Consider the following 15,360-nt stretch of genomic DNA (forward strand, 5'->3'; position numbering starts at 1 on the left):
ATGATGAGAATTAGGAAGGTGCTTACAACATGTCGATTCGTATTATCGTTAAAGAACCAGATGAGGTGCTTCACAAAAGGGCCAAGGAAGTTACCAAAGTTACACCTAATGTACAGAAGTTGCTTGATGATATGGCAGACACAATGTACGACGCAGAAGGGGTAGGTCTTGCCGCTCCGCAAGTCGGCATTCTGAAACGTTTGATTGTGATTGATGCAGGAGATGAGCAAGGGCTGATCAAAATGATTAACCCAGAGATTATTTCCAGTGAAGGAGAACAGTTCGGACCCGAAGGTTGTCTGAGTATTCCTGGAATTAATGGTGATGTTCGTCGTTTCGAGACGGTTACCGTTAAAGGTCTGGATCGTGAAGGCAAAGAGTTGATTATTACAGGTAGTGGTCTGCTGTCACGTGCATTCCAGCATGAAATTGACCATTTGGATGGCGTGCTCTTTACAGATATTGCTGAAAAAGTATATGAAATTGCCCCGGAGCAAACGGGACCGCGTCGCAATTAAGGAGTGATCGATTTGAATATTGTCTTTATGGGAACACCTGAATTTGCCGTTCCTTCGCTGGATATGTTGATGGCGGAAGGTTACCATGTGGTAGGCGTAGTAACCCAGCCAGATAAACCGCAAGGACGTAAAAAAGTACTTACACCTACACCGGTTAAGGCCGCAGCTGAACGCTATGGTCTGCCGGTGTTTCAACCTGTCAAACTTCGGGATCCGGAAGCGGTAGCCCACCTTGCAGAGTGGAAGCCAGACCTGATTGTTACAGCCGCATTTGGACAGATTCTTCCCAAAGCGGTGCTGGATATGCCGGTTCGAGGCTGCGTGAACGTGCACGGATCTCTTTTGCCCAAATACCGCGGAGGAGCTCCGATACAGCGCTCTATCATTAACGGAGAATCAGTCACAGGAGTCACGTTGATGTATATGGCAGAAGGTCTGGATACCGGGGATATGATCTCTCGTGTGGAAGTGCCCATTACGGATGAAGATACATCTGGTACGATGTTTGTCAAACTGAGCGAGGCTGGTTCCAAGCTGCTTCAGGCTGAAATGCCACGTCTGATCGCAGGACAAACGACAGCTGTGCCACAGGATGATGAGCAGGCTACGTATGCTCGTAACTTGACCCGTGAAGATGAAAAGCTTGATTGGAGTCGCACATCTCGTGAATTGTTCAACCAGATAAGAGGACTGGTGCCCTTCTCGGGTGCATTTACGATGTGGGAAGAGCAGGTCTTTAAAATTTGGTCAGTAACGAATCCAGATCAGGTGAAGGCAGAGTATTCATCCTCTTCAAATGATGGACAAGCAGAACCGGGAACGGTGTTGCAATTGAATAAATCAGGCATTGAAATAAAGACAGGCGATGGTTCTTTGTGGCTGACCGAAGTACAGCCTGCCGGCAAAAAAGTAATGCATGCTGCTGACTTTGCGCGCGGTGGAACATTGAAACCTGGTACGGTGCTGCGATGACGACTCCAAAATCAGGACATTCCTCAGGGAAAGAACGTGAGGCAGCAGGCAACGGTAACGCGGGAAATAACCCTAATCGTCGTCAGCCTGGCAAGGGTTCTTCTGGCAACCAAGGCCGGCGTACAGGAAACAGCAAGGTGTCGACTTCTTCAGCCAAGGTGAGCCAGAATCATGCTCGTGTACAGAAACCGAAAACATCTGCTCGTGCACTCGCTGTCAAGGTACTGAGTGCGGTTGAGCAGGATGGAGCTTACAGCAATCTGGAATTAAACCGCAGGCTCCAAGAGACAGAGCTTAGTTCTGCGGATGCAGGACTTGCTACAGAACTGGTCTACGGAACGATTGCAAGACAAAATACGTTGGATTATTATTTGGAACGTTTTGTTGCCAAAGGAACAGCGAAATTACAGCCCTGGGTGCGCAGTTTGCTTCGGATCAGTGCTTATCAATTGATCTACCTGGATCGAATTCCGGAACATGCCGTTGTCAGTGAAGCGGTGAACCTGGCGAAAAAGCTTGGTCATCAGGGAATCTCCGGTATGGTTAATGGCGTGCTGCGGAATATGATTCGAAATAAGGAGCAACTGCATATTCCTTCACATCTACCGGCGGCTGAACGGATTTCGCTGGAGCATTCACACCCGTTGTGGATGGTGGAGCGGTGGATTGCTCAATACGGAGAAGAGACAACCGAAGCGATCTGTCGAGCCAATAATGAACCACCAGCAGTAAGTGTACGTGTGAACACGACAATGACAACACGTAACAAACTGATGGAGGAGATGGCAGACACGGGTGCTATTGTTGAAGCTTCCCTTCTTAGCCCAGATGGTATTTTGGTTCGAAGTGGCGGCAATATGGCTCTTACGTCCTGGTATCGGGACGGGTTCTTCTCCGTGCAGGACGAAAGCTCCATGCTGGTCGCCGAAGCTGTAGCACCTGAAGAGGGACAGAATGTACTGGACTGCTGTGCAGCTCCAGGCGGCAAGACTGCTCATATGGCGGAGAAAATGCGAGACAGGGGGCACATTGTAGCTAATGATGTCCATGTTCATAAACGCGAGCTTATTCTGGATCAAGCAGAACGTCTCGGGCTTAGCTGTATTGACGCGGTAACCGGTGATGCACTTGATTTAAACAAGCGTTATGAGGAATCTTCATTTGACCGGATTTTGCTGGATGCACCGTGTTCGGGTCTTGGCGTGATTCGCCGTAAGCCAGACGTGAAATGGACCAAATCGGCTTCGGATATTGAAGACATCTCCATCTTGCAGCGTGAGCTTTTAGATGGTGTTGCACCATTGCTTAAACCAGGTGGGATTTTGGTATACAGCACTTGTACGATCGAAGCAGCAGAGAACGAGGGTATGATTGCGGATTTTTTATCTCGTCACCCGGAGTATCAGGCTATCGAGTCGTCCACGTGGTCACAGCCGGAAACCGAGAACTGGAAGGCAGCGAATGGTGGTATTCAGATTCTGCCGCAGTATGCTCACAGTGATGGTTTTTACATTGCAAGGTTGACAAGAAGCGCAGATTAACCTTTTAATAGAGCACGGAAGGAAGGCCGCCGAGGAAAACCTCGGCGGATTTCTTTGTGAGGGGCCGCGCGGTTATAATCAGTCTATAAAACGATGCCAGGGTGCGATGGTTAGAACGAGGTGTTATAATGCATGAAGAACAGGTCTCAAGGGTATACATGGATGTAAAGTGCCGTTTGTGATAGAATAGGACGAATGCAGTAAAACGTTTGAAAGCAAATGAAAAGAAAAAAGGAATAGGTGTTGACAACAAAATGAAACCTTTTATATACGATTTTACCCTGGAGCAGTTGCAGCAATGGGCTGTGGAAAACGGGGAACCTGCGTTTCGCGGCGGTCAGATCTTTGACTGGATTTATGTGAAACGTGTGAATGATTTTAGTGAAATGACGAATCTATCCAAAGCTCTGCGTGAGAAATTGGTAGAGCAGTTTGAATTCGTAACCCTCAAGGAAATCACCAAGTTTGAGTCCAAGGATGGAACGGTAAAATTCCTCTTTGGTCTGCATGATGATCATGCCATTGAAACAGTTATTATGAAGCATAACTACGGGAACAGCATCTGTGTAACGACACAGGTTGGTTGCCGCATTGGTTGTACATTCTGTGCATCCACGCTTGGCGGTCTCAAACGTAACCTGACAGCAGGAGAGATCGTTGCTCAGGTTGTACAGGCTCAGAAAATTCTGGATGAGCGTAACGAACGTGTCAGCAGTATTGTTATCATGGGTTCAGGTGAGCCATTTGAAAATTATGAAGCGACAATGGCATTTCTGCGGATTATGATTCACGAAAAAGGCTTGAATATTGGTCAGCGCCACATTACCGTGTCTACGAGTGGAATCGTGCCGAACATCTACAAGTTTGCTGATGAAGACACGCAGATTAATCTCGCGATTTCAATACACGCGCCGAATGATGCTCTTCGTTCAAAATTGATGCCGGTTAACCGTCGTTTCCCGTTTGATGATGTGATGGAATCTCTTCGTTATTATCTGGCGAAGACAGGCCGGAGAATTACGTTTGAATATGCATTGATTGGCGGTGTAAACGACCAGCCAGAGCATGCGGCAGAACTGGCAAGTGTGCTCAAAAGCATGTTATGCCATGTCAATCTGATCCCGGTTAACCATGTGCCTGAGCGCAAATATGTTAGAACATCAAGAAGTGATATCTTTAACTTCCAGAGAATACTCTCGGAACAAGGAGTTAATGTAACGATTCGCCGTGAACAGGGACATGATATTGCTGCCGCTTGCGGCCAGCTTCGTGCAAAGCATATGGAGTTGAGGTGAGAGCGTTTTGATCAAAACAGTTCATGTGAGCCATATCGGACGAGTACGTTCGGTGAATGAAGATTCAGCCTGGATTCGTAATCTCGATACAGGATATATTCTGGGAATCGTTGCAGACGGCATGGGCGGACATCTTGCTGGGGATACGGCAAGTCGCCTTGCAGTGGAGACGCTGGTGCAGGATCTGGCTACACTTGAGCCAGGTTTGTCTCATGCATCGCTGTCCGCTGCGCTTAGCGATGCGATTCTTCATGCGAATGAAGTCATATTCCGCACAGCATCTACAGATGATAAGTATCATAATATGGGAACGACGGTTGTCGCAGCCTTATTAAATGATGCAGAAGGTGTAATTGGACATATTGGGGACAGCCGTGCTTATAAAATTGTAGGCAAGGAAGTATTCCAGTTGACCGAAGACCATACACTGGTGAATGAATTGTACAAAAATGGTCAGATTAGCAAAGAAGACGTATCTCATCATCCACGTCGAAACGTACTTACCCGTGCGCTTGGCACGGATGCTGAAGTGAAGGTTGATATGGATACCGTGCGGTTGGAAGAAGGCGAAGTACTGCTTCTCTGCAGTGACGGACTCAGTAACCTGGTCAGTAATGAGCAGATTATTCAGGTTGCGGGCAATCTTGAACTTGCACTGGAAGATCGCGCTGATCGACTGCTTCAGTTGGCATTGCTTGCCGGTGGAGATGATAACATCACGGTGGCTTTATTTGAGCCTCAGCAGCAAGACGAGATACAAACGGAAACGGGGTGTGAGTCATGATTGGGCACCAGCTAGGCGGACGCTATGAAGTTATTGAGCGTGTTGGCGGCGGCGGCATGGCTCTTGTATACAAAGCCCAGGATCTGCTCTTAAACCGAAATGTAGCGATTAAAGTGCTTAGACAGCAATTCGTGCATGATGAAGAGTTTATTCGTCGTTTCCGTAGAGAGGCACAGTCAGCGGCCTCGCTCTCCCATCCGAATGTAGTCAGCATCTATGATGTGGGTCAGGAAGATGAAGTTCATTATATTGTCATGGAGTACGTTGAAGGCAAAAATTTAAATGAAATTATTAAGGAACGTGCGCCTTTGCAGGTCGACGAAGCGGTACACATTGCTTCCCAGATCGCGGATGCACTGGATCACGCGCACCATAATCAGATTATTCATCGGGATATTAAACCGCATAATATATTAATTGGCCGAAATGGCCGTGTCAAAGTAACGGATTTTGGTATCGCCCGTGCGGTGACCTCTACAACGATCACGCAGACTGGCTCTGTCGTGGGTTCGGTGCATTATTTCTCGCCAGAGCATGCCAAGGGTATTGTGACTGGGGAGAAGTCGGACTTATATTCTCTAGGAATTGTACTTTATCAAATGCTTACCGGACAGCTTCCTTTTTTGGGGGAGAGTCCAATCAGTGTAGCTTTGAAACATCTGCAGGAAGAGTTTGATGAACCACGCAAATTCAATCCGTTGATTCCGCAAAGTGTGGAAAATGTCATTCTGAAATCGATGCGCAAAAATCCGCAGGAGCGCTATCAATCGGCCAAAGAAATGCAGAATGATCTGGAAACATGTCTCATGCCAGAACGCCGCAATGAGTCCAAGGTTGATTTTCCGGATGAAGACGACATCGATCAGACTCGGGTTATGCCGGCTATCAAACCGGAACCGCGTGGTATGACGTCTACCGGAACGTTGCCTGTAATGGAAAACGATGAAGCAGGAAACTCGGGTAAACCGAAGAAGAAAAACTGGAAAAAACCGGCGCTGATCATTTCATCAACGGTTCTTATTCTGATCGCCATGGTTGCGGTTGTATGGTACGTCAAAGGCATGCTTGTTGTGCCTGAGGTAACGGTGCCTAATGTGGTCAATCAGACAGAAGAAAAAGCCCGTCAAATGTTAGAGGCGGAGGGTCTGGTTATAAGTAATGACGTTATTCGAATGTACAAAGAAAACGTGCAACCCGGCACTGTCTTCGATCAAAGCAGGAATGCAGGCGATGTAGTTAAAAAAGGTACCGAAATACAGCTGAGCGTTGGCGCGGAAAAAGAAATGGTGAAAATGATTGATGTCAAGCAGGATCCTTATTCTGAAGCGGTTAAAAGGTTAACGGGGCTTGGTATAAAAGAAGACCAAATCAAGCGTAAGGATGAGTTCTCCAATGAAGTGCCTTCAGGTTCAGTTATTTCCCAGACGCCTGGCGTAAATGAAGAATTTGATCCTGAAATTGTAGCAATCGAGTTAACTGTAAGCAAGGGTACTGAAACGGTCAAAATGCCTGATCTGAAAAATCATACGCGCAGTGAAGCGGAACAGATGCTGAAAGAGAAGGGACTTGTGCTTGGACAGGTACAGGAGGAATCCAGTTATACTGTAGAAAAGGGAAAAGTTACCCAGCAATGGCCTGTGGAAGCTGGAACTGATGTGAATCCTGGCGACAAGATTACGATCTTTATCAGTACAGGATATCCGGATCAGGCTCTGGAGTATCCTTTTAATATCAACGTATCACCAAAAGAAGCAGGGAAGAACAGTAAAATCCGTATCACTTATGAAGATGCACGCGGCAAAAATCAAGAGTGGGGTACACGTACCATCAATTCCGCTCAAGTCCTGACAATTCCGCTTGTGCTTGCACCTAATGAGAATGGTGCGGTGTCCGTTTATCGTGACGGCAAATTCCTGGATACCTATGTTGTTTCTTACAGTGAAGCGAAGAATGGTACAGTGAATGTGCCTTCCATTGATCCCGAACAGAACACACAAGCTCCACCAGCGAATACTCCTGATCCGGGGAATGGTGACAACGGTGGTGTGGATAACGGCGGGGAAAGTGACCCTGGCTCTACTCCGGTTGACGGGGAAGGGGATAATCAGGAGGGCGACACCTCGGCAATGAAGACGGATAAAGGGTCGGGCAAGCATAAAGAGGATAAGAAAAAAGGAGTTATCAACGCATCAGGCCGTCCATAAGGACGGCTTATGCTGACGTAGGGAAAGAATCTGAGTGATCTGAAGGAGGGGACGGAGCTGTGCCAGAAGGTATCATCGTTAAAGCATTAAGTGGTTACTACTATGTCATGCCGGTGGAAGACAACGGGGTTCCTTCGGTTGAAGGTTCCGCCGTTCAATGCAGAGCCAGAGGGATCTTTCGCAAAAGAGGCACTTCTCCGCTTGTTGGCGATCATGTAAGTTACATGCTGACGGAGAATGGGGAAGGAACAGTAGACGAAATTCATAAGCGCCAGACCGAATTAATTCGTCCGCCGGTAGCCAATGTCAGCTTGGCTGTTCTGCTGTTTTCGGTCAAAGAGCCTGATATGAACCTGAATCTGCTAGACAAGTTTCTCGTGCATATTGAGCAAGCTGGACTGGATGCTCTTATCGTGCTGACGAAACAGGATCTCATTGACCCGGAAGCTAAGGATCGGAACGTTGTAGCTGAAGTGAAGGCGATGTACGAACGGATTGGTTATGAGGTTATTTCGACCAGTTCGCGAACTGGAGAAGGCAGCGAGCTGCTCAGAGAACGTCTTGAGGGCAAGATCAGCGTATTCTCCGGTCAATCCGGTGTAGGCAAGTCTTCCATGCTGAACGCGCTCATGCCAGGACTCACGCTGGAAACAAGTGCAATCAGCATGCGTCTGGGACGCGGGAAACACACCACCAGACATGTGGAGCTTATTCCACTGGATAATGGCGGATTCGTTGCGGATACACCAGGATTTAGCCAGTTGGACTTTTTGGAGATTGGCGTCGAGGAATTATCCACTTGTTTTCGGGAGTTTGCCGAGTTTGCTGATCAGTGCAAGTTCCGTGGGTGCACGCATACACATGAACCTGGTTGCCGAGTGCTTGCAGTCAAGGAGGAAGGTCTGATCTCCGAAAGTCGATATCAGCATTATGTACAGTTCCTTACGGAAATGAAAGATAAGAAGCGGAGGTATTAACATGATTAAAATTGCCCCATCCATATTATCAGCTGACTTTGCCAAACTGGGCGCAGAAGTTGCCGAAGCACAAGCGGCAGGCGGAGACTGGATTCATGTTGACGTAATGGACGGTCACTTCGTGCCTAATATTACGCTTGGTCCTGCTATTGTAAAGGCTATTACGCCTCATACAACACTGCCGCTGGACGTTCATTTGATGATCGAGAATCCGGAGCGGTACGTAGAAGATTTTGCAAAAGCCGGCGCAGCAGTGATTACGGTTCATGCAGAAGCATGCGTGCATCTGCACCGTGTGATTCATCTGATTAAAGAGCAGGGGATCATGGCAGGGGTTGCTATTAACCCAGGTACTCCGGCTAGTGCAATTGAGGAAGTATTGGATGATGTAGATCTGGTTCTCGTCATGACCGTAAATCCAGGTTTCGGTGGACAAGCATTTATTTCTGGCACGATGAACAAAATCAAGCAGATTCGTACATGGCTGAATGAGAGAGGGCGTCCTGACGTACATATCGAGGTAGACGGCGGTATTGCTGCCGATACGGCTCCGCTCGTTGTGGAAGCTGGTGCTGACGTTCTGGTTGCTGGTAGTGCTGTATTTGGACGCGAAGATCGCGCCACAGCAATTGCCGAGATTCGCAGCAGCTACGAGGGTTAACCTCATGACTCTCAAAGAGACGCTGTGGACCATGATGGGGAGTCTTGTCACAGGTCTGGTGCTTGCACTGTTTGCAGTTCTTCAGGCTCCATTCAATGCGCTCACGTCATTAATCGGGGTTGGGGTGGTCATTATGTATTTCCGCAAGTTCGATCGCAAGGGACATCGGATTACTTTTGTCGTATTCAGCATACTTTATTATCTCATGAGTGTTTTCATGATCGCGGTCTATCAATACATTCCTGCCCAAACGTAAATGCGTTGATCTTCGGGCTTGTCATTGTGGAATAGGGACAACAGTTCTCGCATAAATATGGTTACATGAGCAGGTTTCTCATGTAGCCTTTTTTGTCGTGTTTGGGTGAAAAAGGCCTGAAGCATAGGATACGGCGGATGCATGAGCATGATGGGGAGGGTGAAGTATGAAATTTTACACATTCAAACTGCCGAAGTTTTTGGGAGGGTTTGTAAAAGCAATTCTGAATACGTTTCAAAAGCACTGATTTGATCTGCAGCACAGTTAAGCGAATACCGCCGCTTTGGCTCAAGGCTCATCTGGAGAACCGGATCTGCATGATGTGCCATGCGGCGGCCATTCCTGTGTGTATCATGAATTGTGGCTGTGCTTTTTGAAAACCAAAAAAGCACCTGCAAGGAACAAGGTGCTTTTTGCTTACCCGATTTATAGTAGCTTTGCGTGATTATACGCGAGTCACTTTACCGGCTTTCAGTGCACGGGTGCTTACGTATACACGTTTTGGTTTGCCGTTCACGAGAATACGAACCTTCTGAACGTTTACGCCCCAAGAACGACGGTTACGGTTGTTAGCGTGGGATACGTGGTTACCGGTGCCCGGTTTCTTACCTGTCACATAACATTTGCGAGACATAGATTACACCTCCTATCCTAAAATAACCAATGCCTTCGGAGAGACGAACGCCATTCCATAAGGACTTCATTGTTCTTTCCTGATCCTGAGATCAGGCTTCAGTAGCTAATGGGTTGTTCAAGCCGGCATGGCCGGATCATTTCCATTACTTAACCTGCATAAAACAATACTTAAATATAATATCATATTCAAAAAAGCTTCGTCAACTGATCCAAAAACTTTATTTATTTCTCTTGTCTAATATAGTACAATGTTGAATAGTCCATAGTACAGCCATGAACAGGCTGTTGCCGCGGGATGCCGGAGAAAAAACCGTACGTAGAGGTTGGAGGTTCACTTTTTTGGCAACGCTGTGAGATGCGGCATTCCATCATTGGCACCAGTCTCCATGCGGCATTCATGTCGGCTTCTGATACCGGTGCATATCCCTATGCCCGCATAATGGGTTGCAGAGAATGCAGGATATTGGTAGCCCGGCCGCCCAGACCGTTAATCCGGCGGACATGTTGTATTGTATGCCTGTGCCGGACAAGGTATGGACGAAGAATAACGCAGCCGCGTTAGCGCATGAACAGACCAAAATGATTCTTGGTGCAAGGTGTTCGTGTATCAAGCTAGGAAGGGGAATTCTCACTTGAGTATACGTTCTTTAAATGGAACAGATTTCACCGCTATGGTTATTGCCGGAGCGGAACAACTAGGGCAGCATGCAGAACATGTCAATTCCCTGAATGTTTTCCCTGTGCCGGATGGCGACACGGGAACAAACATGAATTTGACAATGACTGCTGGCGTTGCAGAGATTAAAAGAAAGAGCTCTGCATCGATCGGAGAAGCTGCCGGAATATTATCCAAGGGCTTGCTTATGGGCGCGCGCGGAAACTCAGGGGTTATTTTATCCCAATTGTTCCGTGGTTTCAGCCGTTCAGCAGCTCCTTATGAAGAATTGAATACGATTCAATTCGCAGCAGCCCTGCAAAATGGTGTTGACGCAGCTTACAAAGCTGTTGTGAAACCGGTGGAGGGAACCATTCTTACCGTAGCTAAAGAAGCTGCCAAACATGCCAGCTACTACGCAAGACGGACGAATGATATCACTGAATTAATGAATGAGGTTTTGTTAAAAGCAAAAGAAGCACTGGCGATGACTCCAGAAATGCTACCTGTCTTAAAACAGGTTGGTGTGGTGGATTCGGGTGGTCAGGGGCTTGTATATATTTACGAAGGCTTTATGGAAGTACTGCTTAAAGGTGAAGGTGGCTCACACGCTTCTCTGCAAAAAGACTCTGTTTCGTCTGCAGCGACAATGGTGAAAACGCCTGCAATTGAACCTGTTGCAACGAAGATGGCACAGGTGATCGCTCCAGAAATGCCTTTGTCAGCTCAGGCCCGATTGGAAACGGAAGATATTGAATTTTTGTACGATATGGAGTTTTTCATCAATCGTGAACTTGGTGAGAATGCAGGAGCAGCTTTTGATGAAGAATTGTTCCGGAAATCGTTGTCAAAAAATGGAGATTCTGTCATTATAATTGCAGACGATGAAGTCATCAAGGTGCATGTGCATTCCAAGACACCTGGTGATGTATTGAATCTGGCTCTAAAGTATGGCGAGATTACACAGATTCATATTCTCAATATGCGTGAACAGCACCGTGATCTGCTGAGTGCAGGAATGGATATTGCACCTTCACCGGATCTTTTTGCTGAAATTCCGCATGAGAAGACAAGCACAGTTGAAGAAGCGGTGCTCCCTGCAGATGAAATGGCGCCTTATGGTTTTATCGCCGTTTCTTCCGGTGATGGCATTGCGGAAATATTCAAAAGCCTGGGTGTAGATGTGGTTATGTCTGGTGGGCAGACGATGAATCCAAGCACAGAAGACTTTGTAAAAGCCGTTCGTTCGATTTCGGCTGATCAAGTATTTATTTTGCCGAATAACTCCAATATTGTGCTGGCTGCTGAACAGGCCAGGGAACTGCTGGAGGATGAGCGTCGTATCATCGTTATTCCAAGCAAGACAATTCCACAAGGAATGGCAGCGGCGTTTGCTTTCCAGGAGGATGAGTCTGCAGAAACGAATCGTGAACAAATGCTGGAGGCCATTAGCCGCGTTCAGTCCGGTCAAGTGACTCATGCCGTTCGCGATACCCAGTATGATGAACTGGATATTAAGGCTGGTCATTACATCGGTATCCATAACTCCAAGATTGTTGCGACAGATGAGGGTATGCTTAATGCATGTGAGGGTCTGCTGAAACAAATGCTGGAGAGTGGAGATGAAGTGGTGACAATCCTTGAAGGGGAAGAGGCTGACGCTGAAGTTACTGCTGCTCTTGCTGCATGGCTGGAAGAACAATATCCTGATGCTGAGGTCGAGGTACATCAGGGAGGACAACCGGTTTATTATTATCTGTTCTCTGTGGAGTCCTAGTAGATGTTGTTCAAAGAGTATCGGGTTTTACCGTGTTGAATTTTAACTCTTTGAACATACACTCATAGCACTTTAGCGAAGAGGAGGAGAGCTTGTGAGCCACAAGGTTGCGATTGTAACGGACAGTACGGCCGATATTCCAGAGGAATTGATTCAAAAATACGGTATACATGTTGTTCCCTTGCGTCTGTTGTTCGGGGAAGAAACGTATGCCGATGGTATTGAACTGACGCCGAAGCAATTCTATGAGAAATTAAGTAAGAGCGCTGTGTTGCCTACGACTTCACAGCCTTCTCCCACTGATTTCATGAACGTGTACCAGACGTTGCTTGATGAGAATTCGGAAAGACCGATTGTATCGATCCATCTGTCATCAGGCATGAGCGGAACATATCAATCAGCCATGCTTGGTAAGTCACTGCTTGAACATGAAGGTGATATTACCGTGCTGGATTCAAAATCGGCCTCGTACGGGTATGGTTTAATGGTGGTACAAGCGGCAGAACTAGCTGAACAGGGCAAGTCCCCTGCTGAGATTGTAGCTGCTGTAGAAGCCATGCAGCAGTCTCGCAAGCTGTTTTTTCTGGTCGATACGCTGGAGTATCTGCAGAAAGGTGGCCGGATTGGTAAAGCCTCGGCCATTTTGGGAACGCTGCTTAACATTAAACCGATCCTTTCTATCGATGAAGAAGGCGTAATCTACGCAGTAGAGAAAGTCAGAGGTCATAAAAAGGCAATGGCACGTATTATTGAACTGTTCCAGAAGGATCTGGCCGGCAAACGGGTTAATCTGGCGGTTGGTCATACGGCTGACCCGCCGTCAGCAGTAGCTTGTGCGGAACAGCTAAAGGGTCATTTTACGCTGAATGAAGTGATCTATACCAATATTGGGGCCGTCATCGGCAGTCATGTAGGGCCCGGTGTTATTGCCATCTTTATGTGGCCTGTTCCGGAATGAGGGATTAGACATGAACTTGGAAGAAATATCAGTGAAGCAAATTAACGGCGTGAGTGCTCTCAAAGAGGGAGAGCTTCACGCCTTTGGCATCTCTAGTGTGAAAGACTTGCTGGAGTATTATCCGTTTCGTTATGAAGATTATCGTCTGCGTTCGCTTAGTGAGGTTAAGGATGGAGACAAAATTACGATCCAGGGACAGGTAATGGGCATTCCGGTGTTACAACGGTACGGCAAAAAGTCACGCCTGACCTGTAAGATGATGACGGAAGAGTGGATGATTACGGCGACGTGGTTCAACCGTCATTTTCTCAAAGACCAGCTCACACCTAACCGGGAAATTGTGCTGACAGGTAAATGGGAACAAAAGCGCATGCAGCTTACCGTGTCCGACTCGGAATTCCCCGATAAAGGAGATGGGCGTTCAGGTACATTGCAACCCGTTTATTCCGTCACGGGCAAGGTAACGCAGCAGTGGATACGCAAGACGATTAACCAAGGATTAATTCAATATGGTGATATGATCCCCGAGATTTTGCCACTAGCACTTATTAAAAAATATAATCTGATGGCGCGCAAGCAGGCCATTGCCGGTATTCATCGTCCGCAGGACAATCAGGAAGGCCAGCGAGCGAGACAGCGGATGGTTTATGAGGAGTTATTTCTGTTCCAGCTTAAAATGCAGGCATTTCGTGCACTGAATCGGAATCGGCTGGATGGTATGGTTCACACCACGGACAATACGACGATTCGAGAATTTGTACGCAGTTTGCCGTTTGAGTTGACGGATGCGCAGAAGAAGGTTGAACTTGAAATCTTGCATGATATGCGTTCTCCCTATGCGATGAATCGGTTGCTGCAAGGCGATGTAGGTTCTGGTAAAACAGTGATTGCAGCTATCGCTCTCTATACGACGGTGCGATCCGGCTTTCAGGGGGCACTGATGGTGCCGACCGAGATTTTGGCAGAACAGCATATGCGTTCCTTGCAGAAACTGTTCGAACCGTTTGGTGTAACGGTAGGCCTGTTAACCGGTAGTGTGAACGGGCGCAAACGTAAAGATTTGGTCGCCTCATTGCAGATGGGCATGCTGGATATTGTAGTGGGTACACACGCCCTGATCCAGGAAGATGTTTTCTTCCGGGAGCTGGGTCTTGTGGTTACGGACGAGCAGCATCGCTTCGGGGTGAATCAGCGCAGCGTTTTGAGACGTAAAGGGTATAATCCGGATGTATTAACGATGACGGCTACGCCGATCCCGCGGACACTTGCGATCACGGCTTTTGGTGATATTGAGGTATCGACGATATCAGAGCGGCCAAAAGGACGGATTCCGATATCTACGTATTGGGTGAAACATGACATGATGGAGCGGGTGCTCGGTTTTATCTCAAGAGAGGTAGATCAGGGCCGTCAAGCCTATCTGATCTGCCCGCTGATCGAAGAATCGGAGAAGCTTGATGTGCAAAATGCGATTGATCTGCATGTGCAGATGCAGCAGAATTTCCCGAAATACAAAGTGGGGTTGTTGCATGGACGTATGACGGCTGCGGAAAAAGAAGAAATGATGCGAGAATTCTACAGTAATGACATTCAGTTGCTGGTATCCACCACGGTGGTAGAAGTCGGGGTCGATGTGCCCAACGCCACACTCATGGTTATTATGGACGCGGATCGTTTTGGTTTGTCCCAGTTGCATCAGCTTCGAGGTCGTGTTGGACGGGGTGCACATGCGTCGTATTGTGTGTTAATTGCTGATCCGAAGACGGAAGTTGGGCAGGAACGCATGAAGGTCATGACCGAAACCGAGGATGGATTCGAGGTATCGCGTCGTGATTTGGATCTGCGGGGACCGGGTGATTTCTTTGGCACCAAGCAGAGCGGATTACCTGAATTCCGTCTAGCCGATATGGTAGCGGATTTTGCTGTGTTGGAACAGGCCCGGGATGATGTGTCCGCATTGATTGCAGATGCCACGTTCTGGACTTCTGTTGACTACACGCCGTTGCGTGAATTTCTCCAGCAAGAGCAGGTATTCAAGGGTGATCTGATGGATTAAGCTGTACGACACGACATGCAATTTGGATGTGCTACGTTGGTTTTAAGGCATGTTTTGTAAAAAGTGACAA

At 47.5% G+C, this 15,360-nt stretch carries 15 protein-coding genes; 14 read left to right on the forward strand and 1 reads right to left on the reverse strand.

Translation table 11 applies throughout. The annotated features are described in order from the left end of the window. The first annotated feature begins 29 nt into the window (after positions 1–29). The 10 genes from def to spoVM all read left to right on the forward strand — a co-directional run bounded on the left by def (position 30) and on the right by spoVM (position 9,455). Positions 30–518 (forward strand): peptide deformylase, encoded by a 489-nt coding sequence (gene def, locus ACR8BL_RS26830; RefSeq protein WP_342551934.1) that lies wholly within the window; start codon positions 30–32, stop codon positions 516–518. A gap of 12 nt (positions 519–530) precedes the next feature. Further along, on the forward strand, positions 531–1,490 hold the full coding sequence (gene fmt, locus ACR8BL_RS26835; protein WP_434753263.1) for a methionyl-tRNA formyltransferase: 960 nt from the start codon (positions 531–533) through the stop codon (positions 1,488–1,490). After that, positions 1,487–3,031: a 16S rRNA (cytosine(967)-C(5))-methyltransferase RsmB gene (rsmB, locus tag ACR8BL_RS26840; RefSeq protein ID WP_434750356.1), complete on the forward strand. Its 1,545-nt coding sequence runs from the start codon at positions 1,487–1,489 to the stop codon at positions 3,029–3,031. Before fmt ends, rsmB begins: the two co-directional genes overlap by 4 nt. 254 nt (positions 3,032–3,285) lie before the next feature. Continuing rightward, positions 3,286–4,326: a 23S rRNA (adenine(2503)-C(2))-methyltransferase RlmN gene (rlmN, locus tag ACR8BL_RS26845; RefSeq protein WP_434750357.1), complete on the forward strand. Its 1,041-nt coding sequence runs from the start codon at positions 3,286–3,288 to the stop codon at positions 4,324–4,326. 7 nt (positions 4,327–4,333) lie between these two features. After that, positions 4,334–5,110 (forward strand): Stp1/IreP family PP2C-type Ser/Thr phosphatase, encoded by a 777-nt coding sequence (locus ACR8BL_RS26850; protein ID WP_434750358.1) that lies wholly within the window; start codon positions 4,334–4,336, stop codon positions 5,108–5,110. Continuing rightward, on the forward strand, positions 5,107–7,314 hold the full coding sequence (gene pknB / locus ACR8BL_RS26855; RefSeq protein WP_434750359.1) for a Stk1 family PASTA domain-containing Ser/Thr kinase: 2,208 nt from the start codon (positions 5,107–5,109) through the stop codon (positions 7,312–7,314). Before ACR8BL_RS26850 ends, pknB begins: the two co-directional genes overlap by 4 nt. A 59-nt stretch (positions 7,315–7,373) precedes the next feature. Next, the gene (rsgA, locus tag ACR8BL_RS26860) at positions 7,374–8,291 is read left to right on the forward strand and encodes a ribosome small subunit-dependent GTPase A (RefSeq protein ID WP_434750360.1); all 918 of its coding nucleotides are present in this window, start codon (positions 7,374–7,376) and stop codon (positions 8,289–8,291) included. A 1-nt stretch (position 8,292) separates the two neighbouring features. After that, the gene (gene rpe / locus ACR8BL_RS26865) at positions 8,293–8,952 is read left to right on the forward strand and encodes a ribulose-phosphate 3-epimerase (protein WP_434750361.1); all 660 of its coding nucleotides are present in this window, start codon (positions 8,293–8,295) and stop codon (positions 8,950–8,952) included. A gap of 4 nt (positions 8,953–8,956) precedes the next feature. Further along, positions 8,957–9,208 (forward strand): hypothetical protein, encoded by a 252-nt coding sequence (locus tag ACR8BL_RS26870; protein WP_434750362.1) that lies wholly within the window; start codon positions 8,957–8,959, stop codon positions 9,206–9,208. A 166-nt stretch (positions 9,209–9,374) separates the two neighbouring features. After that, positions 9,375–9,455 (forward strand): stage V sporulation protein SpoVM, encoded by an 81-nt coding sequence (gene spoVM / locus ACR8BL_RS26875; protein WP_017687458.1) that lies wholly within the window; start codon positions 9,375–9,377, stop codon positions 9,453–9,455. A gap of 198 nt (positions 9,456–9,653) precedes the next feature. Here the strand turns inward: spoVM and rpmB are convergent, their stop codons facing one another. Then, positions 9,654–9,842 carry a 50S ribosomal protein L28 gene (gene rpmB, locus ACR8BL_RS26880; RefSeq protein ID WP_024631107.1) on the reverse strand — a complete coding sequence of 63 codons (189 nt, stop codon included), beginning with the start codon at positions 9,840–9,842 and terminating at the stop codon, positions 9,654–9,656. Between the two features lie 446 nt (positions 9,843–10,288). Here rpmB and ACR8BL_RS26885 point away from each other — a divergent pair, with 446 nt between their 5' ends. The 4 genes from ACR8BL_RS26885 (at position 10,289) to recG (ending at position 15,290) form a co-directional block, all read left to right on the forward strand. Continuing rightward, positions 10,289–10,480 (forward strand): hypothetical protein, encoded by a 192-nt coding sequence (locus ACR8BL_RS26885; RefSeq protein WP_434758290.1) that lies wholly within the window; start codon positions 10,289–10,291, stop codon positions 10,478–10,480. Next, positions 10,477–12,276 (forward strand): DAK2 domain-containing protein, encoded by a 1,800-nt coding sequence (locus tag ACR8BL_RS26890; protein ID WP_434756487.1) that lies wholly within the window; start codon positions 10,477–10,479, stop codon positions 12,274–12,276. Before ACR8BL_RS26885 ends, ACR8BL_RS26890 begins: the two co-directional genes overlap by 4 nt. Before the next feature lie 94 nt (positions 12,277–12,370). Continuing rightward, positions 12,371–13,234 carry a DegV family protein gene (locus tag ACR8BL_RS26895; RefSeq protein WP_434750364.1) on the forward strand — a complete coding sequence of 288 codons (864 nt, stop codon included), beginning with the start codon at positions 12,371–12,373 and terminating at the stop codon, positions 13,232–13,234. Positions 13,235–13,244: 10 nt separating this feature from the next. After that, the gene (gene recG / locus ACR8BL_RS26900; protein ID WP_434750365.1) at positions 13,245–15,290 is read left to right on the forward strand and encodes an ATP-dependent DNA helicase RecG; all 2,046 of its coding nucleotides are present in this window, start codon (positions 13,245–13,247) and stop codon (positions 15,288–15,290) included. The last annotated feature ends 70 nt before the right edge of the window (positions 15,291–15,360 follow it).

The organism is Paenibacillus amylolyticus (genome assembly GCF_051136285.1).
Taxonomy (GTDB): Bacteria; Bacillota; Bacilli; order Paenibacillales; family Paenibacillaceae; genus Paenibacillus; species Paenibacillus amylolyticus_F.

What these genes read in the sequence shown, in the direction of transcription:
- spoVM (WP_017687458.1), top strand. Translation starts at nt 9,375, where the DNA reads ATGAAATTTTACACATTCAAACTGCCGAAGTTTTTGGGAGGGTTTGTA.
- def (WP_342551934.1), top strand. Translation starts at nt 30, where the DNA reads ATGTCGATTCGTATTATCGTTAAAGAACCAGATGAGGTGCTTCACAAA.
- ACR8BL_RS26870 (WP_434750362.1), top strand. Translation starts at nt 8,957, where the DNA reads ATGACTCTCAAAGAGACGCTGTGGACCATGATGGGGAGTCTTGTCACA.
- pknB (WP_434750359.1), top strand. Translation starts at nt 5,107, where the DNA reads ATGATTGGGCACCAGCTAGGCGGACGCTATGAAGTTATTGAGCGTGTT.
- rpe (WP_434750361.1), top strand. Translation starts at nt 8,293, where the DNA reads ATGATTAAAATTGCCCCATCCATATTATCAGCTGACTTTGCCAAACTG.
- rsmB (WP_434750356.1), top strand. Translation starts at nt 1,487, where the DNA reads ATGACGACTCCAAAATCAGGACATTCCTCAGGGAAAGAACGTGAGGCA.
- rlmN (WP_434750357.1), top strand. Translation starts at nt 3,286, where the DNA reads ATGAAACCTTTTATATACGATTTTACCCTGGAGCAGTTGCAGCAATGG.
- recG (WP_434750365.1), top strand. Translation starts at nt 13,245, where the DNA reads ATGAACTTGGAAGAAATATCAGTGAAGCAAATTAACGGCGTGAGTGCT.
- rpmB (WP_024631107.1), bottom strand. Translation starts at nt 9,842, where the DNA reads ATGTCTCGCAAATGTTATGTGACAGGTAAGAAACCGGGCACCGGTAAC.